Source organism: Bradyrhizobium sp. (genome assembly GCF_016219575.1).
Classification (GTDB): Bacteria; Pseudomonadota; Alphaproteobacteria; order Rhizobiales; family Xanthobacteraceae; genus Bradyrhizobium.
In genome coordinates this window covers 46,596-68,928 of sequence record NZ_JACRMG010000008.1, presented here as the reverse complement: position 1 = coordinate 68,928, position 22,333 = coordinate 46,596, and the positions used below count along the sequence as shown (strand labels likewise).

Sequence of the window (22,333 nt, the reverse complement as noted above, 5' to 3'; positions counted from 1 at the left end):
CCGTCCCCAGATTGCGAGCGTCTTACGGCATGAAACCCTGCAATGACGGGCCGGCCGATGCGGTGCATTCCCTCGACTGTCACAATTCTGGTCACCGCGCTGACGCTGCTTGCCGCCAGCGCTGCCCTGATTTTGCAATCGAATGCCGAAACAATCGGCAGCAGCTACACCTCGACCGCGCCCAGGGATTGCCGCGTCAGGAGCGCCGGCAATGGCGTCGACGACAGCACCGTCCGGGTCTGCCCGGGCAAGAACGGCCTGATCGTGCTGATTGCCGAGGATGATTTGCGCGAGACCGTCTCGGTCGGGCGCAACCGCCTCGGCGCCTCCCGGGAACCGGCGGCGCAGACCTGGTTCGGCCCGTTCAATTCGACCACCAATACGGTCGAATGGCGCGCCGCCAACGGCAGGCCCTATGCGACCATCCAGCGCTGGCACATCGCCGACAATGCCGACCCCGACAAGGACGGCCGGCCCATCGCCAAGCAGATGCTGGCGGTGACGCGGCTGTCGCCGGGCCCGGTCTGCCATGTCGCCTATGTCGACGTGGCCGCCAATCCCGACGCCAACGAACTGGCCCGCAGGGCGGCCGACGAACTCGCCCGCCAGTTCAAATGCGGCCAGGACAAGGTGAAGACCGTCGGCAACAGCGGCCGCGCGGTGGAGCTGGCGAGCCGCTGACTCTCTTTGACACGCCGGTGCTTCGCACCGGCTATGCCCCGACATGCCGGCGCTTCGCGCCTTCTATGCCGGCGGCCGCGGACCGGGGCTTTTCAGCATGGCCTCGAACAGCTGGTCCATCGTGGTGCCCTTGGGCAGCCGCCGCAGGATGTCGGACATGCGGTTGTCGAGCAGCAGCATGGTGAAGCCATGCACCATCGACCAGGCACGCGCGACCGCGCCGGCCTGTTGCAGCGACAGCGCCTCCGCCGCGATTTGTTCCTGGCGGCTGGCGCCGACCCCGCGGGCAAGGCCGGCGAATGCGGCGCTGGCGGCCTCGTGCAGCGCCGGCCGCTCCATGTCGAGCCGTTCGGTGCGGAACATTAGCCCGTACATGCCGGGATGGGCCTGCGCATAGGCGATGTAGGCCTTTGCGCTCGCCATCCCCTTCTCCTGCGGCGTGCCGGAAGCGTTCGCCGCCATCATCGCCGCGTTGAATTGCCGGTAGCCGATCGCTGCGAGTTCGCTGAGCAGCCCGGTGAGATCGCCGAAATGATGGGTTGGCGCGGCATGCGACACGCCCGCCTCGCGCGCCACCGCGCGCAATGTGAGGCCCGGCAGTCCGTCGCGTTCGAGCACTTTTTCCGCCGCCTGCAACAGCGCCTCGCGCAACGCGCCGTGGTGATAGGGCGAATCCCTGTCTGCGCGGTTGCGCCGCACCGCCTGTCTCACCGCCGCGGGCTTCGCTACACCGCGGGCGAGAGGACGATTCGCCTTGTTTTGACTTGGTTTTCTTGCCATGCGAATCCTTATATGTCGCAATTTTGACAGTGTAAAGATTTTACTTGACGAAAGCTGGCATGCGCACTACTCATATCTTTACGATGTAAAGATAAAGTGCTCAGGGAGTAGGCCATGCACGACCAGGTGACATCAAACGCGGCGCGGACCAATCTGGCGCCGATCCCGATGGAATGCGACGCGCCGTTTCTAAAGATCACCGGCGAGTTGCCGCGCGAGCTAAACGGCACGCTTTATCGCAATGGCCCCAATCCGCAATTCGACTCCCCCGGCGCGCACTGGTTCGTCGGCGACGGCATGCTGCACGCCTTCCATCTCGAGGACGGCCGCGCCAGCTACCGCAACCGCTGGGTCCGCACTCCCAAATGGCAGGCCGAGCACGATGCCGGCCGCGCGCTGTTCGGCGGTTTCGGCCGCAAGCTGCCGGGCACGCCCGCCGATGTCACCAATGACGGCGGCGTCGCCAACACCAACATCATCTTCCATGCCGGCCGCCTGCTGGCGCTCGAGGAAGGCCACATGCCGACCGAGATCGAGCCGGGCACGCTGAACCGGCGCGGCTATTGCGACTATAGCGGCGCCATCCAGGGCTCCTTCACCGCGCATCCCAAGATCGATCCGGTCACCGGCGAGATGGTGTTCTTCGGCTACAACGCCGCCGGCCCGCTGACGCCGACGCTGTCCTTCGGCTCGGTTTCCTCTGCCGGTACGGTCACGCGCTTCGACCGGTTCGACGCGCCCTATGCCAGCATGGTGCACGACTTCATCGTCACCGAGAACCACATGCTGTTCCCGATCCTGCCCATCACCGGCAGCATGGAGCGCGCCATGCGCGGCAAGGCGCCTTACGCCTGGGAGCCCGAGAAAGGCGCCTATGTCGGCGTGATGAAGCGAAACGGGGCGGCCAAGGACATCGTCTGGTTCCGCGCCGAGACCTGCTACGTCTTCCACATCATGAACGCCTGGGAAGAAGGCAACCGCATCATCGCCGATGTCATGCAGTACGAGGAGGCGCCGCTGTTCAACCATCCCGACGGCACGCCGACGGACCCGGTAAAGTCGCGCGCCCGCTATTGCCGCTGGACCTTCGACCTCGCCGGCAATACCGACCGCTTCACGCAAACCTATCTTGACGATGGCCTGACCGGCGAATTCCCGCGCGTCGACGATCGCCGTGCCGGATTGACGACCAGGCACGGCTGGTACGCCTGCGCCAATCCGGATCTGCCGATGTTCGGTGCGCTGTCGGGCATCGTCCATGTCGACGGCAGGGGCAAACGGCTCGGCAACTACCTGCTGCCGGCCGGCGATACCCTCTCCGAGCCGGTCTTCGTCGAGCGCGGCAAGGATGCGGCCGAGGGCGACGGCTGGCTGCTCGCGGTGGTCTGGCGCGCGCGAGAGAACCGCAGCGACCTTGCGGTGTTCAACGCACAGGATGTCGAGAGCGGCCCCGCGGCGCTGGTGCATCTCGGCCACCGCGTGCCCGACGGTTTCCATGGCAACTGGGTCGGCGCGATCTGACGCTCATCCACAGCCGCCCGTTATTGCGCCCTTTCCCCTTGTGGGAGAGGGCAAGAAGGACATCAGCCGCAAGTGCGCTTGGGTGAGGGGTTAGCTCAGCGGAAAGATTCTCGCGTGGATCGAGACCCCTCATCCGGCAGCCTTCGGCTGCCACCTTCTCCCACAAGGGGAGAAGGGGCAATGCTGCGCGCATCGCTGAACCGATGACGCATTGAGGGGAGCACACCATGCACGCGCCGTCCGTCACCGCCTTCTATCTCGCGATCCTCGCCCTCATCTACGCCGTGCTCGCCTTGCAGGTGGCGCGGTTGCGCCGGAACAATCGCGTGCTGTTCGGCGATGCCGACAACAGGCAACTGCGCAGCGCGATCCGCGTGCATGCGAACTTCATCGAATATGTGCCGATCATCGCCCTGCTAATTGCCTTGCTGGAAATGTCCGGCATGCCGGCGGGCCGCGTGCACCTCCTGATGGGCGGGCTGCTGCTCACCCGGCTGCTGCATCCGCTCGGCATGTATGCGCGGCCGGGCACCTGGCAGTTCAACGCCGGCCGGGTCTGCGGCATCCTGCTGACCATCGCCGTTCTGGTTTCCGCAGGGGTCGCCAGCGTGTCGCGCTTCTGGCCGTTCTGAACTCCCTTCTGCAACTCATTGCAAGACTATCGCTTTTCTGCATTCGATCATCTTATTTTGACAGTGTAAAGATTTCGCTTGACGATTTCCCTTCGTGTCCATAATGTATCTTTACGGTGTAAAGATTGCCTTGAGAGGCTGCCATGACGGTCTTCCTGATCCTCGCCCCCTACGGCGCGTTCGCCCTGCTGATGCTGGTGACCTCGGCCGCAATCAGCCTGTTCGTGTCCGCCGCGATCTGCGTTGCGGTGATCGGCTTCGATATCTGCCGCGGCCGCTCGATCAAGATCCTCGGCACCGGCTCGGTTCTCACTTTTGGCGCCACCGGCCTCTACGTCACGCTGGTCGATCCCGCCCTGAGCGCGTCCGCCGTGCGCTTTGCAGTCGATACCGGCATTTTCCTGGTGTCGCTGTTCTCGATCCTGATCCGCTACCCCTTCACGCTGCAATATGCGCTGGAAGCTGCCGACGCCGAGACGGCAAAGCTGCCCGGCTTCATCCGCTCCAACTATGTAATCACGGCGGCGTGGGCCGCGGCCATGGCCCTGATGATGATCGGCAACGCTGCGATGATCTACGTGCCGTGGCTGCCGTTCTGGGGCGGGCTGCTGGTTGCCTTTGCCGCCCGCAACTGCGCGATCTACTTCACCAACTGGTACCCGCAGCATCTCCGGGCGAAGTACGGCACGCCGCCGCCCGGTGCGCTGCCCCGCTCGCAGTGACGACGAGACCGTGCCGGATTGCTTTCCCGGCCCGGACCGCCTATCCAGCCCGCCTCGACGCGGGCCTCGAAAAATCAGGGTGTAGGGAAACACACGATGAAAGACGTATTCCGCCGGCTCGGCTCCGACTTCCTCTCCACCATCGTCTTCCTGGTGATCTATCTCGCCACCGACAACGTGATCCTGGCGACAGCCGTCGCCATCGTCGGCGCCATCGGCCAGGTGATCTGGTCGCGCATCAAGGGCCAGACGCTGGGTTACATGACCTGGGCCAGCCTTGGCCTGGTGATCGTGCTCGGCGGCGCCACCCTGCTCACCCATGACCCGCGCTTCGTGCTGGCGAAACCCGCAATCGGTCACGCCGCGATCGGCCTCATCATGCTCAAGCGCGGCTGGATGCTGCGCTACATGCCGCCGATCGTCAGCGAGACCATTCCGGAATACGTCACCTTCGCGGGCTACGCCTGGGCGGGACTGTGCTTCATGCTCGCCGCCGGCACCGTCGGCGTCGCCATGACCGGCGACATGAAGCTGTGGACCTTCTATGTGACGGTGGTGCTGGTCGGGGCCAAGCTCGCCGCATTCGCGATCCAGTATGTCGCCTTCCGCCTCTTGGTCGGCAGCCGCCTGCGCGCTGCCGCCCGCGCTTGATTCACGGCGTATCGAATTGACGCGTCAACAAATCGCGTCAAAGACCGTTGGGCTGCGCGATGTGATAGGATATAACCGCGCAACTGGAACACAAATTCGGGAGACCTTAATGGCCGTGGACGGAAACTGGAACATCACCCTCTCGACGCCGATGGGCGAGCGCAAGACGACGCTCACCGTCAAGACGTCGGGCGGCGCGCTCAACGGCACCCAGGGCGCCGACGGCAACTCGACCGAGATTTTCGAGGGCACGGCGAACGGCGACGACGTCGCCTGGAAGGTGTCCATCACCAACCCGATGCCGCTGACGCTGGCCTTCAGCGGCAAGGTCTCCGGCGACACCATGTCGGGCGAAGCCAGCATCGGCCCGATGGGCAGCTTCCCCTTCACGGGATCGCGGGCGTAAGCGCGCACGCGCCACATCCCAAGGCGTCATCACCGGGCTTGACCCGGTGATCCACGTCTTACTTTCCCTTAAAGCACTACAAAGACGTGGATGGCCGGGACGGGCCCGGCCATGACGAGGCATTGGCGGCCGGGCTCTGCCCGGCCATTTCATTTCGGCCGGCTGGGCACGATCGCGATCGGATTGAAGGTGTAGACCGCCTCGCCGTTCTGGTTATAGGCGGTCCATTTCACTCGGGCGACGCCGTGCGGCTTCGAGCGCGATGGCACCAGTTCCACCAGCTCCCCTTCGAGATGAATGGCGTCGCCGGGCCGCACCGGCTTCAGCCAGCGCAGTTCGTCGACGCCGGCGCCGAACAGCGGATGCGGCCCGAACGGCTTGCAGCTTGCGGCAAGCCGCATGGCGATCGCCGCCGTGTGCCATCCCGATGCGGCGAGGCCTCCGAGGATGGACTTCTTCGCCGCCTCCTCGTCGAGATGAAACGGCTGCGGGTCGTATTCCCGGGCAAAGCGGAAGATGTCGTCCTTCGACACCGTCACCGCCTCGCTCCTGAAGCGCATGCCGACCTTCAGGTCCTCGAACCACTCGACCATGCTGCCCTCGTTCCGGATTGAAGGGCGACCTAGCCCCACTGAGTCACTGGCCCCTCATGGTGAGGAGCGCGAAGCGCGTCTCGAACCATGAGGCCCGCCTTTGGCCTGCATCCTTCGAGACGCCCGCTCTGCGGGCTCCTCAGGATGAGGAGTTGGAGCGCTTACGCCGCTGCAGGATTAGCCCAGGTTCAATTCCCTAAAGAAGTCGTTGCCCTTGTCGTCGACGATGATGAAGGCCGGGAAATCCACCACCTCGATGCGCCAGATCGCTTCCATGCCGAGCTCGGGATATTCCACCACCTCGACCTTCTTGATGCAGTGCTCGGCGAGATTGGCCGCGGCTCCGCCGATCGAGCCGAGATAGAAGCCGCCATATTTCTTGCAGGCCTCGCGCACCGCGGGCGCGCGGTTGCCCTTGGCCACCATCACCATCGAGCCGCCGGCGGCCTGGAACTGATCGACGAAGGAATCCATGCGCCCCGCCGTGGTCGGGCCGAACGCACCCGAAGCATAACCTTCCGGCGTCTTGGCGGGACCCGCGTAATAGACCGGGTGGTTCTTGAAATAATCCGGCAGCGGCTCGCCCTTCTCCAGCCGCTCGCGCAGCTTGGAATGCGCGGAGTCGCGCGCCACGACCATGGTGCCGGTCATCGAGACCCGCGTCTTGATCGGATATTTCGACAGCGTCGCCAGGATTTCCTGCATCGGCTTGTTGAGGTCGATCTTGACGACATCGCCGCCCAGCGTCTGCTCCACCGCCGGCAGGTATTGCGCCGGGTTGTGCTCGAGCTCCTCGAGATAGACGCCGTCCCTGGTGATCTTGCCGAGCACCTGGCGGTCTGCCGAACAGGACACCCCGAGCCCGATCGGCAACGAGGCACCGTGGCGCGGCATGCGGATCACGCGCACGTCGTGGCAGAAGTATTTTCCGCCGAACTGCGCGCCCACACCGAGGCTTTGCGTCATCTTCAAGATTTCTTGCTCCATCTCGAGATCGCGGAAAGCGTTGCCATCTGCGGAGCCCTGGGTCGGCAGCGCGTCGAGGTAGCGTGCGGAAGCAAGCTTCACCGTCTTCATGCACAGTTCGGCCGAAGTGCCGCCGATCACGATCGCGAGGTGATAGGGCGGACACGCGGCAGTGCCCAGCGTCAGCACCTTCTCCTTCAGGAAGGCGAGCAGGCGATCCTTGGTCAGCACCGACGGCGTCGCCTGATAGAGAAAGCTCTTGTTGGCGGACCCGCCGCCCTTGGCCATGAACATGAACTTGTAGGCGTCGTCACCCTCGGCGTAGATCTCGCATTGCGCCGGCATGTTGTTGGCGGTGTTCTTCTCCTCGTACATCGACAGCGGCGCTACCTGCGAGTAGCGCAGGTTACGACGCAGATAGGCGTCGCGGGCGCCTTGCGACAGCGCGGCCTCGTCGTCGCCGTCGGTGATGACGTTGCAGCCCTTCTTGCCCATGATGATCGCGGTGCCGGTGTCCTGGCACATCGGCAGCACGCCGCCGGCCGCGATATTGGCGTTCTTCAGGAAGTCGAAGGCGACGAACTTGTCGTTGTCGCTGGCCTCCTTGTCGTCGAGGATGGCGCGGAGCTGCTTTAGATGCCCCGGCCGCAGATAATGATTGATCTCGCCGAAGGCCGCTTCCGACAGCGCCCGCAGCGCCTCGCGCGAGACCACCACCATGTCGCGGCCCAGCACCTTCTCGACCCGCACGCCCTCGCTCGTCACCTTCTTGTAGGGCGTCTCGTCCTTGCCCAGCGGGAACAAAGGGGTGTGCTTGTACGGCGGTACGGGCTTTTGCTGATCGGGAAAGGCGGTCGGGGCGTTCATGGCGAGTTCTCGGGGTTTTGGGACCGGGGCGGCCGCGGCGGCTGGCCCGGAGATAGAGCCGTTCTAAGCACTTTTCGGCCAAAGGGAAGGTTTTCAATGGCAAGGCGGCCATTCGTGGACCGTTACTTTCGTCGGTTTCCGCGCTAGAGAAGCCTGCCTTGCGCCCACCCTTTTCCCACGCTTCAATAGGCCCAAAGGGGCAATTGCACATGACATCACGACGACCGTTTCGCCGATCGATCTTCCTTGCCGCGGCCATTGCCTTGTTCGCCGCATTCGCCACCTCCCCCGCCCGCGCCGACCGCTGCGACGACAGCGCCAAGCAGCTGGCCAACCTGATCGACAAGCTGAAGGTCAACTTCAAGGCCGCCAACACCGTCTACATGACGCACCCGCAGGCCAAGGAACTGTCGGTGGCCTGCCGCGGCGACAAGTTCGCCATCGAGCTCTACGCCAAGGGCGACCGCAAGCCGAAGCCGGAATTCTTCGCCCTGGTGGGCGCCATGGCCGCGGCCGTATTCTCCATTCCCAAGGACGATGCCATGACCGGCTCCTCGCGCTGCCTCAAGCGCATGGGCCTGCTGCGCGGCGACAAGGTCACCATGCGCTTCCGCCGCCTCAACATGGAATGCCAGCGCAACAAGACCGAGGCCTGGATCGCCATCACCCGCGGCAAGGACGAGTGACCGCTCTGCCATACTGACGACACGACGCAGGTGCGCTATCGTCCGGTGCCGGGATTACGGTGAGGAGAAGCGATGGCCGACAGCAAGACGTTTACCGGGGGATGCCATTGCGGGCAGGTGCGGTTCGAATGCACCAGCGATCTCGCCATGGTCACCGCCTGCAACTGCTCGATCTGCACCAAGAAGGGCCTGCACTTCACCTTCATCCCGCCCAAGAGCTTCCAGCTCCGCGCCGGCGAGGAGAATTTGAAGGAATATCTCTTCAACAAGCACGCCATCCGTCACCAGCTCTGCCTGGACTGCGGCGTCGAGGTGTTCGCGCGCGGCACCAAGCCCGACGGAACCGAGGTGGTGGCGGTGAACGTCAGCTGCTTCGACAGCGTCGATCTGTCCAAGATCAAGATGACGCTGGTGGATGGGCGAAGCAGGTGATTCATCAACGTCGTTCCGGGCGATGCGCAGCATCGAACCCGGAACCTCGAGATTCCGGGTTCACGCTTCGCGTGCCCCGGAATGACAGCGATTACCCATCCAGCTCCTTGTACCTGCGGAAGATCCCCTGCTCGTTGAAGGGAATGCGGCGGTCGCTGGCGAGATAGGCCTTGATGTTCGGCCGTGCCGCGACGCGGTCGTGCAGTTCGACCAGGCGCGGCACCTCGCGCTCGAACGCCTTCATCCGCCTGGGGAAGGCATAGCGCAGTCCGGCGACGAGCTGGAACAGCGAGAGGTCGACATAGCTCGCCCTGCGCCCGGTGATGTAGGCACTGCCGCCCTGCTCCATCAGGCCCTCGAAATAGCCGAGATATTTCGGCACCCGCTCCTTCCAGAATTCTTCCGTTCGCTTCTTCGCCGGCGCCCGCTGATCCTCGTAGTAGAGCGAGGGGCCGAGCGGATGATGGGTGTCATGTATCTCCAGCACGAAGTCGGCAACGGTGAGCTGAAGCTGGTGCAGCCACAGTTTGCCGGCTTCCGCCTTCGGCGCCAGTCCGTGGCGGCTGCCGAGATAGAGCAGGATGTTCGCGGTCTGCGCGATCACGAGCTTTCCAGCCTTCAGGAACGGCGGCGCAAAGGGCGGCGTGCCCTTCTTCGCCTCCATCATCCGCATCATCGCCGACATGCCGCCGCCGTGGCGGGCGGCGTCGTCATAGGCGGCCCCGGCATCTTCCAGCGCAAGCCGGACATATTCGCCGCGTCCCTGGATCATCGGCCAGTAATAGAGCGCATATTTCATGGGCGTCTTCCCGCTTTCACAGCGTTAACAAACCGACAACAGGCGCAGCCGAGGCCGCCGGTTCCTTTGCGGTTCCCTGGCCGCATTCAATCAATTTCAACGCTAACTGGCAAAGGGGCGGCATTATTTCAGCTTGTATCCACCCCACCGCACAACCGATTAACCGCGCCCGCGTAGCTTTCCCCGACCAGGGGGAAGCGTGTCATGCGTGAGGCCGCCACTTACGCCTTCATCTATCACCAGCTGCTGGTGGTGCTGGCCGGTGCCGTCTGCCTGTTCGGCACCTGGGTCGGCATGCGCCATTTCGCCCGCGCCCGCGCCACCGAGGGGACCACCCGGGCCGGCTGGCTGTTCATGGCCTCCGTCGGCACTGGTGCGGCGCTGTGGGCCGCAACCTTCATCTCCATTCTCGCACTCGACCCGCAGCTTGCCAGCGGCTTCGAGCCGGTCGCCACCGGCGTCATGCTGGTCATCGCTATCGTCTCCTGCCTGATCGGGTTCGAGATCGGCAGCCGGCATTTCACGCTGGCGCCGGAAGCCGGCGGCCTCGTCATGGGCGTCGGCATCCTCGCCATGCATTTCGTCGCGGCAAGGGGTTGGCATGTCGCGGGCACCGTCAGCTGGAACGCCTACGGCCTTGTCCTCACCTTCCTGTTCGGCCTTGGCCTCAGCGCGCTCGCCGTCAACCGCGCCAATCGCCCGGTGACGCGCTGGTGCCGCCATGGCGCGGCGATCGTGCTCGCCTTCATGGTGTGCACCCTGCACTACACAATGATCGCCTCCGCCACCGTCACGCCGGACGCCGCGGCGACGTTGCCGTCCTGGCTGATCCCGGCGCCGACGCTCGCCATTGCCGTGGTCGGCGCGGTGCTGCTGGTGATGGGCTCGGGCTTTTCCACCTATGTCATCGACCTGCGCTCGCGCACGGAATCCGCCGACCGCATCCACCAGCTCTCCTTCAACGACGGCATGACCGGCCTGCCGAACCGCATTGCCTTCAACGAGCGGCTCGCCTTCGATGCCGCGGAAGCGCACGAGAAGGCGCACAAGCTCGCCGCGTTTTCCATCGACATCGACGGCTTCAAGGACGTCAACGATTTGTTCGGCCACGCCGCCGGCGACCTGCTGTTGATCGAGGCGGCGCACCGGATGCGCGGCGTGCTGGCGACGGGCGAATTTCTGGCGCGACAGAGCGGCGACGAATTTCTGGGCCTGCAGATGTCGGGCAACCATCCGCAGGACGCACAAGCCTTTGCCGAGCGCATCGCGGCGGTGTTCGCAACACCCTTCATGGTGCAGGAGCAGGCGGTCACCCTCACCGCCTCGATCGGCTACTCGATCTTCCCGACCGACACGCCCGAGCGCGACCATGCGCTGAGCAACGCCAAGCTCGCCATGTATCGCGGCAAGAGCAGGCAGCGCGGGCTGATCACGCGCTATCATCAGCAGATGGACGACAAGGCCCGCGCCCGCCGCGCGCTGGCACGCGACCTGCAGGGCGCAACCGAGCGCGGCGAGCTGCTGCTGCATTACCAGCTGCAGACCTCGCTGCACGACGGAAGAATCTGCGGCGCCGAGGCGCTGATGCGCTGGCATCATCCGAAGCGCGGCATGATCTCGCCGGCCGAATTCATTCCGCTCGCCGAGGAGACCGAGGCCATATCGGGCATGGGCGAATGGGCGCTGCGCAGCGCCTGCCGCGACGCCGCCGAGGGCAGGATTCCAGGCACCGTCGCCGTCAACCTGTCGCCGCTGCAATTCGAGCGCGACGATCTCGCCGAAACCATCCACGCCATCCTGCTCGAAACCGGCCTGTCGCCGAAGCGGCTCGAGGTGGAAGTGACGGAATCCACCGTGATGTCGGACCAGACCCGCGGCCTGCACATCCTGCGCAAATTGAAATCGATGGGCATTTCGGTGGCGATGGACGATTTCGGCACCGGCTATTCGTCGCTGGCGACGCTGCATGCCTTCCCGTTCGACAAGATCAAGCTCGACCAATCATTCGTGAAACGCCTGCCGGAAGATGCCGCGGCCGCCGCCATCGTGCGCACGGTGCTGGCGCTAGGCACAAGCCTCGGCATTCCCGTGTTGGCCGAGGGCATCGAGACCGAGGCGCAGTGGCAATTCCTCGCCCGCGAAGGCTGCGCCAAGGGTCAGGGCTATCTGTTCGCAAAACCGCAAAGCCTCGCGCAACTGCCGGCGGCGATCGCCGCCGCCGGACGTTTCGTGCGCGAGGAGGAACCGATGCTGTTCGACGCGCCGCGGCTGGCGGCAGCCGGTTAGTTCGCCGCGAAGCAATAGAACAGGCCGTCTCCGCCGGTGCTCTTGAGGTCGGCCTGCGAGCAACCGCCGTCCGGCCCGCGCGAGGGGTGCGACGCGTTCCAGGATTTCGAGGCGTCGTCATCGCGCAAGCCCATGCGGTCGGAATGGCCGACCATGGCCGCGCCCTGCGTGCTGCTCGTCCAGTTCTTGCACGTGCGGTCGTCGCCAGCGGCAAAGGCCGTGCCGTCCGGCTGCGATCCCGTCAACACGTCGTGCCGGTTCGGCGTATCGCCACGGCCGTTGATCACTTCGCCCTTCTCGGAAAGCACGGTCTGCTTGGTCAGATTGTTGGCCGCGCTGTGCAGGTCGGCGACGTCCTTGGCAACGACGGCGCCCTTGGCGTTCTGCCACGGCCCCTTGCCGATGCGGTCCTTGGCGTTGACTGCCGGCTGGCCGTCGGCCGCCTGCGTCGAGAGATAAGCGCGCCACGTCTTACCGCCGGCGCCCGCGGCCTGCGCCAGCGACTGGCAATGCCGGTCGGCGCCGGCAATGCCGCCGAGATCGCCGCCCTTGCCGGGGCCGTTGCTGGTCAGGAAGAAACTGGTGTCGGGCGATTGCGCCGAAACCGGCGGCGCCGCGACGATGGCGAGGGCGAAACAGACCGGCGAGACGAGTTTAGCGAACACACGCATGGAGTTCCTCCGCATTGTTCTTGTTGAACTGCAACCGGATCAACCCGGCACAGGCATCATTATTCCGCCTTCGCAACACAACGGCGAGGGCGCAAAACAAAAGCGCCGCGGCATCGGCCGCGGCGCTTTGCATTGTTCCGGTGTTGCGATCAGTTGGTCTGCTGGATCGCCGAGAGTTCCCAGTTGCCGCCGCGGTGCCGGACGAAGGTCCAGACCTCGGTGGCCTCGGCCGGCTGGTCGCTGCCGGCAATCATCTGACCATTGTTGTCGAAGGTCTTGTCGACCAGCGCGAAGCGCAGCGCCACCGTGGCGTAGTCGGCATCGCCCTCGCGCCAGGCTTCCGCGAGGTCGCCCTGCAACAGCTTGACGTTGCTGACCTTGTTGTGGGCGTTGCGCGCCTTGTTATCGGCGAGGTCGCGGGCGAAGTAGGACGCCATTTCCGGGGTCGTCAGCCGCTCGAGCTTGCCGACGTCCTCGTCCGACCAGGCGGCCTGGACTTCGCCGAGCAGTCGCTCGAACGCCTCATAGTCCTCCGGCTTGATCTCGAGCGGCGGGGCGCTCGAGCCGAGGCCGAAGCCCATGGCGCTGCGATAGTTGGCCTGCTGGGCCGGCGCGGGTGCGGGAGGCGCGCCCGTGCTGGCATAGGCCGGCGCGTTGCGGCGCTGCCACCACGACATCGCCAGCCGAACCACCAGGATGATCAGGCCGATCTGCAGGATCAGGCCGAGGATCGAGGCGAAGCCGCCGAGGCCGGAGAACAGGCCGCCGCCGAACAGCATGCCGAGCAGGCCGGCGCCGAGGAAGCCCGCGGCGAGACCGCCGAGCATGCCCATGCCTGGCTTGTTGAAGAAGCCGCCGCCGGTCGCCGCCGGGGCGCTCGGGCTGCCCGGCTGGGTCATGGTGCGGTTCATCGGTTGCGCCGTGCCCGGCGCCGTGGTCGTGGACGGAGGCGCGGAATAGGTTTTTGAGCCACGCGATCCCGAGCTGGAACCGCCGCCGACGCGGGCGTCAGCGTAGGAAGCTGCGATCACGGTGGGCAGTGCCAACGAAAGAACGACGGCGATCGCCTTGATCAAGCCGCGCGGACGCTGGGTGAATTTCATAGGAGTTTCCTTTGGATTCCCCGGCATGGGGAAAGCGCCCTTAAGATGGGCAGGGTTGCCTAAAAGTGAAGCCAATAAAGGGAACCGCGGCTGCGGCCCTCGGTCGCGGGGATGCGACAATTGCGCAGCATTATCCGGTATTTCCCGGATGCCGCCGCCTGCCCTACGACGCCGTCATCGTCTCCTTAACGGCCGCCACCAGTTGCGCCAGCGTGAAGGGCTTTGGCAGGAAGGCGAACTGTTGGTTTTCCGGCAGGCTCTTCTCAAAGGCGTCTTCCGCATAGCCCGACACGAAGATGATCCTCAGGTTCGGGTTCTTGGCGCGCATCTCCTTCAGCATGGTCGGGCCGTCCATCTCCGGCATCACCACGTCGGAGACCACGAGGTCCACCATGCCGTCCTTCTCGGCCAGCGCCTCGATCGCCTCGACGCCATTGGCCGCCTCGATCACGCTGTAGCCGCGCGAGCGCAGGCCCCGGGCATTGAGCGAGCGCAGGCCGTCCTCATCCTCGACCAGCAGGATGGTGCCCTGTCCCGTGAGATCGGGCTTCGGTTTTGCAGCCTCCGCCGCCGCGCCATTCGCTGCCTGCGGTTCGGGCTGCGCTTCCAGCTCGGGGCGATGCCGCGGCAGGAAGATGTGGAACGCGGTGCCCTTGCCGGCCTCGGAGTCGACATAGACGAAGCCGCCGGTCTGCTTGACGATCCCGTACACGGTGGAGAGGCCAAGGCCGGTGCCCTTGCCGACTTCCTTGGTCGAGAAGAACGGCTCGAAGATCTTTTCGATGATATCGGGCGGAATGCCGGTACCGGTGTCCATCATGTCGATGCGGACGTAATCCGCCACGGGCATGCCCTTGTAGGAGAGCTGCGCGGATTCATCGGCGCTGACATTGCCGGTCTTGACCGTCAGCGTGCCGCCGTCCGGCATGGCGTCGCGCGCGTTGACCGCGAGGTTGACGATCACCTGCTCGAACTGGGAGACGTCGACCTTGACCGGCCAGAGGTCGCGGCCGTGCACGAGGTCGAGCTTGACCTTCTCGCCGATCAGCCGGCGCAGCAGCATGGTGAGGTCGGAAAGCGCGTCGCCGAGATCGAGCACCTGCGGCCGCAGCGTCTGGCGGCGCGAGAACGCAAGCAGCTGCCGTACCAGCGTCGCGGCGCGGGTGGCGTTCTGCTTGATCTGCATGATGTCCTGGAACGACGGATCGGTCGGCTTGTGCGCGTTGAGCAGGAAGTCGTTGGCCATCATGATGGCCGAGAGCACGTTGTTGAAGTCGTGCGCGATGCCGCCGGCGAGCTGGCCGACCATCTCCATCTTCTGCGACTGGTTGATCTGGTTTTCCAGCGCGCGGCGCTCGGTGGTCTCCAGCAGGTAGACGATCGCAGCCTCGGTCTCGCGCTCGTCCCGCTCCACCGAGGTCACGAAGAACTGGCCCCAGCGCTCCCTCGTGCCGTCGAGCATCGCCTCGACGGGAGCGATGTCGCCCTGCCCTTCGGCGGCCTGGTTGATCGCGGCGATCAAGAGCCCGCGGTCGCGCGCGTTGACGGCACGGAAGATCGATTTCGAGGCAGCGCCGTCGCCGCCCAGGCTCTGCGCCAGCTTGGCGAAGCGCGCATTGGCGCGCACCACCGTGCCGCCGCGGTCGACGGTGGCGATCGCCATCGGCGTGTGGTCGAAGAAGCGCATGAATTGCACTTCGGCGGCGCGCTGCGGATCGGAATGCTCGTCGCGGGCGCGGCTGATCACCAGCGTGCGCGAGGCGCCCGGCGTGCCGTCGGCGCCGAAGGCAAGCTTGTGATAGAGCCGCACCGGCATGGTCTTGCCGTTGCGCATGCGCAGATCGATGTCGAAGACCTCGGTCTTTACTTCCCCCGGCGCCGGCACGATCGAGGTGAGCAGCGAGGCACCGTCGCCGGAAACGATGTCGGTGAGCTTCAACCCGCCCGAGCCGATTTCCGCGAGGTCGTGATCGAGCCAGTTCGCCAGCGTCGCATTGACATAGGCGATCTCGCCGGCGGGATTGACCGAGAAGAAGCCGCAGGGCGCGTGATCGAGATATTCGATGGCGTGCTGCAATTCCTGGAACACGTCCTCCTGCCGCTCGCGGTCGCGGGTGATGTCCGCGATCGACCATACCGCATATCTCGCAGCGCGCTTGACGTCGCCGAGGGGACGGACCCGCATGCGCAACCAGCGGCCCTGTCCGCCGTCGGTGCCGGCAATGCGGACCTCTTCCTGCTGGCGCTTTCCTTCACGCGCAGCCTTGAGAAGCCGGAAAACCGCCTCGGACACATCGGGATTGCCGATGAAGACGCGCTCGACGGGACGGACGTCCTGCGGGCTGGTGGCACCCGTTAGCGTCAGATAGGCCGCATTGGAATAGACCACATGCCCGCGCGGATCGGTGACCGCGAGCCCGTCATAGGCGTGGTCAGCGATGCGGCTGATGATGGGATTGTCGGCGTTGCGGTCGGCGAAGCGGATGATCCCGGCGGCAAAGGCGAACAGGTTGAACAACCCGACCATCGCGAGCACCGCGAGGATGCCGAGGATATAAGGCTGGGCATTGACGCGGCCGAGCGTCATCAGGGCCACCGCAACCCCGACCAGGGCAGCCGCCACCAGCAGCACCAAGATGATGCTGCCGCGCCGCGCCGGCTCATGGACGGCAACCGGCTCGGGCGGGGATTCGTTATGGGTCTCGGCGGACATATAAAGAGACACGGCCTGGCGCTTTTCGCTGATTCATTGAGTGCCTGAATCGGACCGGTAAACGCAAGCCCGTCAGGCAGTTATTCGGTGTTTTACCGGCACAATACCGTCTACGCGCATGATCCCGAAAAGTGGGAGCCGGTTTTCGGAAAAGATCATGCGCAAACAAAAAGTTAGATCGAGATGATGATTCGAAGAAACATCAGCTCGACCCCGCCTCAAGGCCGCGAGGAAAAGCCGCGCTTGAGCCGCATCACGAAGCCGATGATCTCGGCCACCGCATGATAGTGCTCGACCGGAATCTCCTCGTCGATGTCGACGGTGGCATAGAGCGAGCGGGCCAGCGGCACGTTCTCGACGATCGGGATGTCATGCTGCTTGGCGATTTCCCGGATCTTGAACGCGACATTGTCGACGCCCTTGGCGACGCAGACGGGCGCCGCCATGCCGCGGTCGTAGGCCAGCGCCACCGAATAGTGGGTCGGGTTGGTGATGACCACGCTGGCCTTGGGAACCGAGGCCATCATCCGCTTCTTCATCCGCTCCTGACGCAATTGCCGGAGGCGGCCCTTGATGTGCGGATCGCCTTCGGACTGCTTGTACTCCTCCTTGATCTCCTGCAGCGTCATCTTCTGCCGCTCGAACCACTGCCGGTACTGGAAGAAGTAGTCGGCGACCGCGACCGCCGCGAGCATGGCGACGACGGCACCGAGCAGATGCAAGGTCAGGCCCGTGGTCACGCCCATCAGCGCGGCCGGATCGAAATACACCATGGCTTCCAGCCGATGGCGCTCCGGCCACAGCACCAGCGTCATGACCGTGCCCAGCGCCACCAGCTTGAAAAGCCCCTTGGCGAAATTGGCCACCGCCTGCTTGCCGAAAATCCGCTTGAAGCCGGCGCCGGGCGAAATCTTGCTGAATTTCGGCTTGAGTGACTCGGTCGACCACACCAGGCGATGCTGGATCATGTTGCCGGCGATGGCAGCCAGCATCAGCATCAGGAAGGGAACACCGATCGCGGCGATCAGCGCGTACTCGATGTGCGCCAGCAGCGCCAGCAGCCCCGGCCCGTCGGTGCGGATCATCCAGGAATTGGCGACCAGATTTCGCATCGGCGCGAGAATGCCGGCGCCCATCGATCCCGAGAAGGTCGTCAGCACCAGCGTCGCGCCGCCGATGATGAACCAGGTGTTGACTTCCTGGCTCTTGACGACGTCGCCCTTCTCGAGCGCATCTTCGAGACGTTTTTGGGTAGGGTCCTCTGAGCGTTCGGTATCGTCCTCCGCCATCGGTCACCTCACCTGACGGGCGTGAGCTGCTGCATCACGCCGGTGAAGTAATCGAGGAAGGCACCCATCAGCGCCGATATCACCAGGGCGAGGATGAGGAAGCCCGCGAGGATCGACAGGGGAACGCCGACGAAATAGACCTGCATCTGCGGCATCAGCCGCGCCAGAATGCCGAGACCGATGTTGAAGACGAGACCGAACACCAGGAACGGCGCCGAGAGCTGCATGCCGATCTTGAACGCCCCGGCAAAGGCGCGCGTGGCCAGCGCAGCCACGTCGCCGCTCGGAAAGACCTGGCCGGGCGAGAAGATGCGGTAGCTCTCGTTCAGCGCCGCAATGACCAGGTGATGGCTGTCGGTGGCAAACAGCAGCGTCAGCCCGAGGATGGTGAGGAAGTTGCCGATCAGAAGCCCTTGCTGGCCCTGCGTCGGATCGATCGCGGTAACGAAGCCCAGTCCCAGTTGCTGCGCGATCACCGAGCCCGCCACCTGCAGCGCCGACAAGGTCACGCGCGCGGTCGCGCCCAGCACGATGCCGACGATGATCTCGTGCAGCATCAGCACCATGAGCGGCGTCAGCGAACTCATGTCGACCTGGTAGGCCGTGCGGTGCAGCGGCAGGATGATCAGCGTGAGCAGCAGCGCGATGGAGAGCTTGATACGCGTCGGGATATTGGTCTCGCCGAAACCCGGCAACAGCATCACCATCGCGCCGATGCGGGCAAACACCAGCATGAAGGTCGCGGCGAGCGCGGGCAGGACCGAGATGTCGACACGCATGACTCATGGACAGTGCATCATCCGCCGATGATTCGCGACGATATCCGCATCATGTGGCCGTGCATGGAATCGGCCATGAACGGCAGCGCCAGCAGGAGCGTCACGAAGATCGCGAGGATCTTCGGCACGTAGATCAGCGTCTGTTCCTGGATCTGGGTCAGCGCCTGGAACAGCGACACCACGACGCCGACCACGAGGCCGACCACCATCAAGGGCGACGACACCACCACGATGGTCCAGATCGCATCGCGCGCGACGTCGAGGGTTTCGGGGCCGGTCATTTCAAGCTTCCTTCCGCAATCCGCGTATCAACTGCATCGTCATTGCGAGGAGCGACAGCGACGAAGCAATCCATCCTTCAAGCCGCAGCATGGATTGCTTCGCTTCGCTCGCAATGACGGAACCGGCCATTCCTCAGTTTCCGTCAGATCGGCATCCGCATGATGTCTTCATACGACTGGATCACGCGGTCGCGCACCGAGACCAGGGTGGAGACCGCGACGTCGGTTTCCGCCACCGCCGTCACCACGTCCATCACATTGGCCTTGCCGGAGACCATCGCCATGGACTGCGCGTCGGACTTCTTGCCGGCATCGACGACGCTGCCGATGGCGTCCTTGAGCAGCGCGCTGAAGGACGGACCGCCGCCGGTCTCGGCTCCCTTCGCGGCGCCGGCGCCGGACTGGTCGATGATCTTGGCGAGACTGGCATAGGCGTTGGCGGCAACTGTCGGTGAAGCCATGTTTCAAACTTTCCTGTTCAGGCCTTGAGGATGTCGAGGGTGCGCTGGATCATCCGGCGCGTCGCGCTGATGATGTTGAGGTTCGCCTCGTAGGATCGCTGCGCCTCGCGCATGTCGGTCATTTCGACCAGCGGATTGACGTTGGGATACTTGACGTTGCCGGCCGCATCCGCCGCCGGATTGCCCGGCTCGTTCTTGACGCGGAACGCCGTCTGGTCGGTGCGCACCCGGCCGAGCGACACGGTCTTGGCATCGAGCGAGCGGTCGAGCGCGGAGGTGAAGCTCGGTATCTTGCGCCGGTACGGCTCGCCGCCCGATGTCAGCGCCGTCGAATCGGCGTTGGCGATGTTTTCCGAGATCAGGCGCATGCGGCCGGCCTGCGCGCGCAGGCCGGACGTGGCGATGCTCATCGATCTCGCGAAGTCGCTGGCGTCATTTGACATGGTGCGCTCCCTTTATCCCCGCGCCTCAGCGCTTGCCGATCGCGGTCTTGATGAGGCCGAGGCTGCGGCTGTAGAGCGAAGTCGCCGCCGCATAGTCCATCTGGTTGGCGGAGACCTTCAGCATCTGGTCCTCGAGGTTGACGGCATTGCCGGCGGGCCGAGTCAGGAACCCGCTCTTGCCGCCGTCATGCTTGAAGCTCGGCCCCGCATCGGAGGAGCCCAAGTGGCTGGCGCTGGTCCGCGCCATGGCCAGTGTCGCCGTGCCGGCGACGCTTCCGCCCTTCTGGTCGAACTGGGGTTCGACCAGGTCGCGCGGCCGGAAGTTCGGCGTCGAGGAATTGGAGATGTTCTCGGCGAGCACCCGCTGCCGCTCCTGGTGCCACTGCATCTTGGTGCGCAGCGCAGAGAGCATCGGCAAATCGTTAATGGCCATCGGCCTCTCGCTCCCCCGTTGCCCCAAGGCGGGACGCCCGAGGTAGGCAGAATTTGCCGCCGCTATGGTTAACAACCGGTTAAGAATCGGCCGGCAGGCGGGCGCAAAACGCCTGACTCCGCAGAGTTGCACCAAAGCAAGCGCATTTTCGCCACGAAAGCTGCGTTAACCAGCAATGGGCAATGCGCGCACGCGGATCAGAAGTCGTTTTGGTTCAAGCGATTCTTGGTCTATTAATTGAGCGGGCGGCAGGTTTTTGCCGTGGGGAATTAAGGAATAAGGCTGATCTCGGGCGTTGCTTTTGCCCGGTGCGGCTCGCTTTAGTTGTCCGCGTCGGTCGAGACCGGAGCTTGTGAAAGGCCAGTTGGCCGGGGACATCCATGTCGTCAAACTACCTGTTAGGTTTCCTCATCTTCGTCGGCGTCCTGGCGCTGATCGGTGGCGCCGCCTGGCTCGTCCGCCAATTTGCCAGCAACCGCCTCGGCGCCAGCACCGGCCGCGGACGGATGCCGCGGCTCGCCGTGATCGATGCCGCCGCCGTCGACGGCCGGCGCCGCCTCGTGCTGGTCCGCCGCGACAATATCGAACATCTGCTGATGATCGGCGGTCCCAGCGACATCGTGGTGGAGACCAACATCGTCCGCGCCATGCCGCAGCGCGACCAGATTCCGCAGCGCCCGGGTGCCGGCGAAGCGCCGCCGCGAATCGCGCCCTTGCCCGACACCGCCTGGGAAGGCGAGCCGGTCCGGACCGAGATGTTCGAGCATGTCGAGCCGCAGATGCCCGAACCGCCGCCGCGTCCGCCGCGCCCCTCCTTTGCCGACGAGGCCCGCCGCCGCGCGCCTGTGCCGCCGCCCCCGCCGCCGATGGAGCGACCTTCCGATCCGCTGGCCGGCTTCGCGCCCGAAGCGATGGGCCGCAGCGAGCCGCGCGCCGAACCGCTGCCGCCGCGCATGCCGCGTGGCGAACCGCCCATGCCGCGCAGCGAACCCATGCCGCGCAGCGAACCGATGTCGCGCAGCGAACCCATGATGCCGCGTCCCTCGCGTTCGCCCGAGCCGCCCAAGGCGCCGGTGCGCGAACGCGCCGCCGCGCCACCCCCGCCGCCGCCTCCTGCACCGCCGGCTTCCTCGGCCGACCAGAATCTCGCCGAAATGGCGCAGCGGCTCGAAGCGGCGCTGCGCCGGCCGGCAAGCGACAACGTCGCCCCGCCCGTGCAGCCGGAAGCGCCGCCCGCGCGGCCGTCGCGCAGCGAGGCCCCCTCGCCGGCGCCGCAAAAGACCAGCTTTGAAAATCTCGAAGACGAGATGGCGTCCCTGCTGGGACGGCCAAAGAATTCTACGTGAGGATCGCGGCCCTTCCGCGTAGAGTTTTTTCCCTTCCTGTTCTGATAGTCGCCGCCGGATCGCTGGCCGAGCCGGCGCTCGCGCAGGATATCAGCATCAATTTCGGCCAGGGTGGCGGCGGCGTCACCGAGCGCGCGATCCAGCTGATCGCGCTGCTGACGATCCTTTCCGTCGCCCCCTCCATCCTGATCATGATGACGTCGTTCACGCGCATCGTGGTGGTGCTGTCGCTCTTGCGCACGGCGCTGGGCACCGCGACTGCGCCGCCGAACTCGGTCATCATTGCGCTCGCAATGTTCCTCACCGCCTTCGTGATGGGGCCGGTGCTGCAAAAGTCCTATGACGACGGCATCAAGCCGCTGATCGCCAACCAGATCGGCGTCGAGGACGCGTTGCAGCGCGCTTCCGGCCCGCTGCGCATCTTCATGCAGAAGAACGTGCGCGAGAAGGACCTGAAACTGTTCATGGACATGTCGGGCGAGGCGCCGCCCGCGACGCCGGAAGACATGTCCCTGCGCATCCTGGTGCCGGCCTTCATGATCTCGGAGCTCAAGCGCGCCTTCGAGATCGGCTTTCTGCTGTTCCTGCCCTTCCTGATCATCGACCTCGTCGTCGCCTCGGTCCTGATGTCGATGGGCATGATGATGCTGCCGCCGGTCGTGGTGTCCTTGCCGTTCAAGCTGATCTTCTTCGTGCTGGTCGACGGCTGGTCGCTGGTCGCCGGGAGCCTGGTGCAGAGCTACGGCGGCGGGTAGACCGGACGCCAGGGCCTGGGACATAAAATCGCGAAAA

The 22,333-nt window shown here is 65.0% G+C and carries 25 protein-coding genes; 11 read left to right on the top strand and 14 right to left on the bottom strand.

The window, feature by feature from the left end; all coding sequences use genetic code 11:
• Positions 1 to 42: 42 nt before the first annotated feature.
• Positions 43 to 681 carry a hypothetical protein gene (locus HZB49_RS04960; protein WP_291609395.1) on the top strand — a complete coding sequence of 213 codons (639 nt, stop codon included), beginning with the start codon at positions 43 to 45 and terminating at the stop codon, positions 679 to 681.
• Positions 682 to 744: 63 nt separating this feature from the next.
• Here the strand turns inward: HZB49_RS04960 and HZB49_RS04955 are convergent, their stop codons facing one another.
• Entirely contained in the window at positions 745 to 1,461 is a 717-nt protein-coding gene (locus tag HZB49_RS04955) for a WHG domain-containing protein (RefSeq protein ID WP_291609394.1), read from the bottom strand.
• Positions 1,462 to 1,575: 114 nt separating this feature from the next.
• On the opposite strand from HZB49_RS04955, the gene HZB49_RS04950 reads away from it, so the two are divergent.
• The 5 genes from HZB49_RS04950 (at position 1,576) to HZB49_RS04930 (ending at position 5,393) form a co-directional block, all read left to right on the top strand.
• Positions 1,576 to 2,982, top strand: coding sequence for a carotenoid oxygenase family protein (locus tag HZB49_RS04950; protein WP_291609393.1), 1,407 nt, complete (start codon positions 1,576 to 1,578; stop codon positions 2,980 to 2,982).
• Positions 2,983 to 3,209: 227 nt separating this feature from the next.
• Positions 3,210 to 3,614 carry an MAPEG family protein gene (locus HZB49_RS04945; protein WP_291609392.1) on the top strand — a complete coding sequence of 135 codons (405 nt, stop codon included), beginning with the start codon at positions 3,210 to 3,212 and terminating at the stop codon, positions 3,612 to 3,614.
• Between the two features lie 143 nt (positions 3,615 to 3,757).
• Positions 3,758 to 4,336, top strand: coding sequence for a hypothetical protein (locus HZB49_RS04940; RefSeq protein WP_291609391.1), 579 nt, complete (start codon positions 3,758 to 3,760; stop codon positions 4,334 to 4,336).
• Between the two features lie 96 nt (positions 4,337 to 4,432).
• On the top strand, positions 4,433 to 4,987 hold the full coding sequence (locus tag HZB49_RS04935) for a septation protein IspZ (protein WP_291609390.1): 555 nt from the start codon (positions 4,433 to 4,435) through the stop codon (positions 4,985 to 4,987).
• Positions 4,988 to 5,096: 109 nt separating this feature from the next.
• Complete coding sequence (locus HZB49_RS04930; protein ID WP_291609389.1) at positions 5,097 to 5,393, top strand: hypothetical protein; 297 nt, start codon at positions 5,097 to 5,099, stop codon at positions 5,391 to 5,393.
• A 149-nt stretch (positions 5,394 to 5,542) separates the two neighbouring features.
• Here the strand turns inward: HZB49_RS04930 and HZB49_RS04925 are convergent, their stop codons facing one another.
• The gene (locus tag HZB49_RS04925; protein WP_291609388.1) at positions 5,543 to 5,986 is read right to left on the bottom strand and encodes a MaoC family dehydratase; all 444 of its coding nucleotides are present in this window, start codon (positions 5,984 to 5,986) and stop codon (positions 5,543 to 5,545) included.
• 177 nt (positions 5,987 to 6,163) lie between these two features.
• Positions 6,164 to 7,819 carry a fumarate hydratase gene (locus HZB49_RS04920; RefSeq protein WP_291609387.1) on the bottom strand — a complete coding sequence of 552 codons (1,656 nt, stop codon included), beginning with the start codon at positions 7,817 to 7,819 and terminating at the stop codon, positions 6,164 to 6,166.
• A gap of 209 nt (positions 7,820 to 8,028) precedes the next feature.
• Between HZB49_RS04920 and HZB49_RS04915 the strand changes: the two genes are divergently transcribed.
• Together HZB49_RS04915 and HZB49_RS04910 are read left to right on the top strand one after the other, a co-directional pair.
• On the top strand, positions 8,029 to 8,505 hold the full coding sequence (locus HZB49_RS04915) for a hypothetical protein (RefSeq protein ID WP_291609386.1): 477 nt from the start codon (positions 8,029 to 8,031) through the stop codon (positions 8,503 to 8,505).
• A gap of 72 nt (positions 8,506 to 8,577) precedes the next feature.
• The gene (locus HZB49_RS04910) at positions 8,578 to 8,937 is read left to right on the top strand and encodes a GFA family protein (protein WP_291609385.1); all 360 of its coding nucleotides are present in this window, start codon (positions 8,578 to 8,580) and stop codon (positions 8,935 to 8,937) included.
• Between the two features lie 91 nt (positions 8,938 to 9,028).
• Here the strand turns inward: HZB49_RS04910 and HZB49_RS04905 are convergent, their stop codons facing one another.
• The gene (locus HZB49_RS04905) at positions 9,029 to 9,736 is read right to left on the bottom strand and encodes a glutathione S-transferase (protein ID WP_291609384.1); all 708 of its coding nucleotides are present in this window, start codon (positions 9,734 to 9,736) and stop codon (positions 9,029 to 9,031) included.
• A gap of 204 nt (positions 9,737 to 9,940) precedes the next feature.
• Between HZB49_RS04905 and HZB49_RS04900 the strand changes: the two genes are divergently transcribed.
• Entirely contained in the window at positions 9,941 to 12,022 is a 2,082-nt protein-coding gene (locus tag HZB49_RS04900) for an EAL domain-containing protein (protein ID WP_291609383.1), read from the top strand.
• On the opposite strand, the gene HZB49_RS04895 is transcribed toward HZB49_RS04900, so the two are convergent.
• The 10 genes from HZB49_RS04895 to flgB all read right to left on the bottom strand — a co-directional run bounded on the left by HZB49_RS04895 (position 12,019) and on the right by flgB (position 20,195).
• Complete coding sequence (locus HZB49_RS04895) at positions 12,019 to 12,693, bottom strand: lectin (RefSeq protein WP_291609382.1); 675 nt, start codon at positions 12,691 to 12,693, stop codon at positions 12,019 to 12,021. The two genes, HZB49_RS04900 and HZB49_RS04895, sit on opposite strands and share 4 nt — an antisense overlap.
• A 149-nt stretch (positions 12,694 to 12,842) precedes the next feature.
• A complete protein-coding gene (locus HZB49_RS04890) occupies positions 12,843 to 13,796 on the bottom strand; it encodes a Tim44-like domain-containing protein (protein WP_291609381.1) in 954 nt (317 codons plus the stop codon).
• A gap of 163 nt (positions 13,797 to 13,959) precedes the next feature.
• Positions 13,960 to 16,509, bottom strand: coding sequence for a cell cycle histidine kinase CckA (gene cckA / locus HZB49_RS04885; RefSeq protein WP_291609430.1), 2,550 nt, complete (start codon positions 16,507 to 16,509; stop codon positions 13,960 to 13,962).
• Between the two features lie 218 nt (positions 16,510 to 16,727).
• Positions 16,728 to 17,798 carry a flagellar biosynthesis protein FlhB gene (flhB, locus tag HZB49_RS04880; RefSeq protein ID WP_291609380.1) on the bottom strand — a complete coding sequence of 357 codons (1,071 nt, stop codon included), beginning with the start codon at positions 17,796 to 17,798 and terminating at the stop codon, positions 16,728 to 16,730.
• An 8-nt stretch (positions 17,799 to 17,806) separates the two neighbouring features.
• Positions 17,807 to 18,577 (bottom strand): flagellar biosynthetic protein FliR, encoded by a 771-nt coding sequence (gene fliR / locus HZB49_RS04875; RefSeq protein WP_291609379.1) that lies wholly within the window; start codon positions 18,575 to 18,577, stop codon positions 17,807 to 17,809.
• Positions 18,578 to 18,594: 17 nt separating this feature from the next.
• A complete protein-coding gene (fliQ, locus tag HZB49_RS04870; protein ID WP_291609378.1) occupies positions 18,595 to 18,858 on the bottom strand; it encodes a flagellar biosynthesis protein FliQ in 264 nt (87 codons plus the stop codon).
• 1 nt (position 18,859) lies between these two features.
• Entirely contained in the window at positions 18,860 to 18,988 is a 129-nt protein-coding gene (locus HZB49_RS04865) for a hypothetical protein (protein ID WP_291609377.1), read from the bottom strand.
• A 13-nt stretch (positions 18,989 to 19,001) separates the two neighbouring features.
• Complete coding sequence (fliE, locus tag HZB49_RS04860; RefSeq protein ID WP_291609376.1) at positions 19,002 to 19,319, bottom strand: flagellar hook-basal body complex protein FliE; 318 nt, start codon at positions 19,317 to 19,319, stop codon at positions 19,002 to 19,004.
• Positions 19,320 to 19,336: 17 nt separating this feature from the next.
• A complete protein-coding gene (gene flgC / locus HZB49_RS04855) occupies positions 19,337 to 19,762 on the bottom strand; it encodes a flagellar basal body rod protein FlgC (RefSeq protein ID WP_291609375.1) in 426 nt (141 codons plus the stop codon).
• Between the two features lie 25 nt (positions 19,763 to 19,787).
• Positions 19,788 to 20,195 carry a flagellar basal body rod protein FlgB gene (flgB, locus tag HZB49_RS04850; RefSeq protein WP_291609374.1) on the bottom strand — a complete coding sequence of 136 codons (408 nt, stop codon included), beginning with the start codon at positions 20,193 to 20,195 and terminating at the stop codon, positions 19,788 to 19,790.
• A 380-nt stretch (positions 20,196 to 20,575) separates the two neighbouring features.
• On the opposite strand from flgB, the gene HZB49_RS04845 reads away from it, so the two are divergent.
• Positions 20,576 to 21,541: a flagellar biosynthetic protein FliO gene (locus HZB49_RS04845; RefSeq protein ID WP_291609373.1), complete on the top strand. Its 966-nt coding sequence runs from the start codon at positions 20,576 to 20,578 to the stop codon at positions 21,539 to 21,541.
• On the top strand, positions 21,538 to 22,296 hold the full coding sequence (gene fliP / locus HZB49_RS04840; RefSeq protein ID WP_291609372.1) for a flagellar type III secretion system pore protein FliP: 759 nt from the start codon (positions 21,538 to 21,540) through the stop codon (positions 22,294 to 22,296). The genes HZB49_RS04845 and fliP overlap by 4 nt, the downstream gene beginning before the upstream one ends.
• Positions 22,297 to 22,333 lie beyond the last annotated feature (37 nt).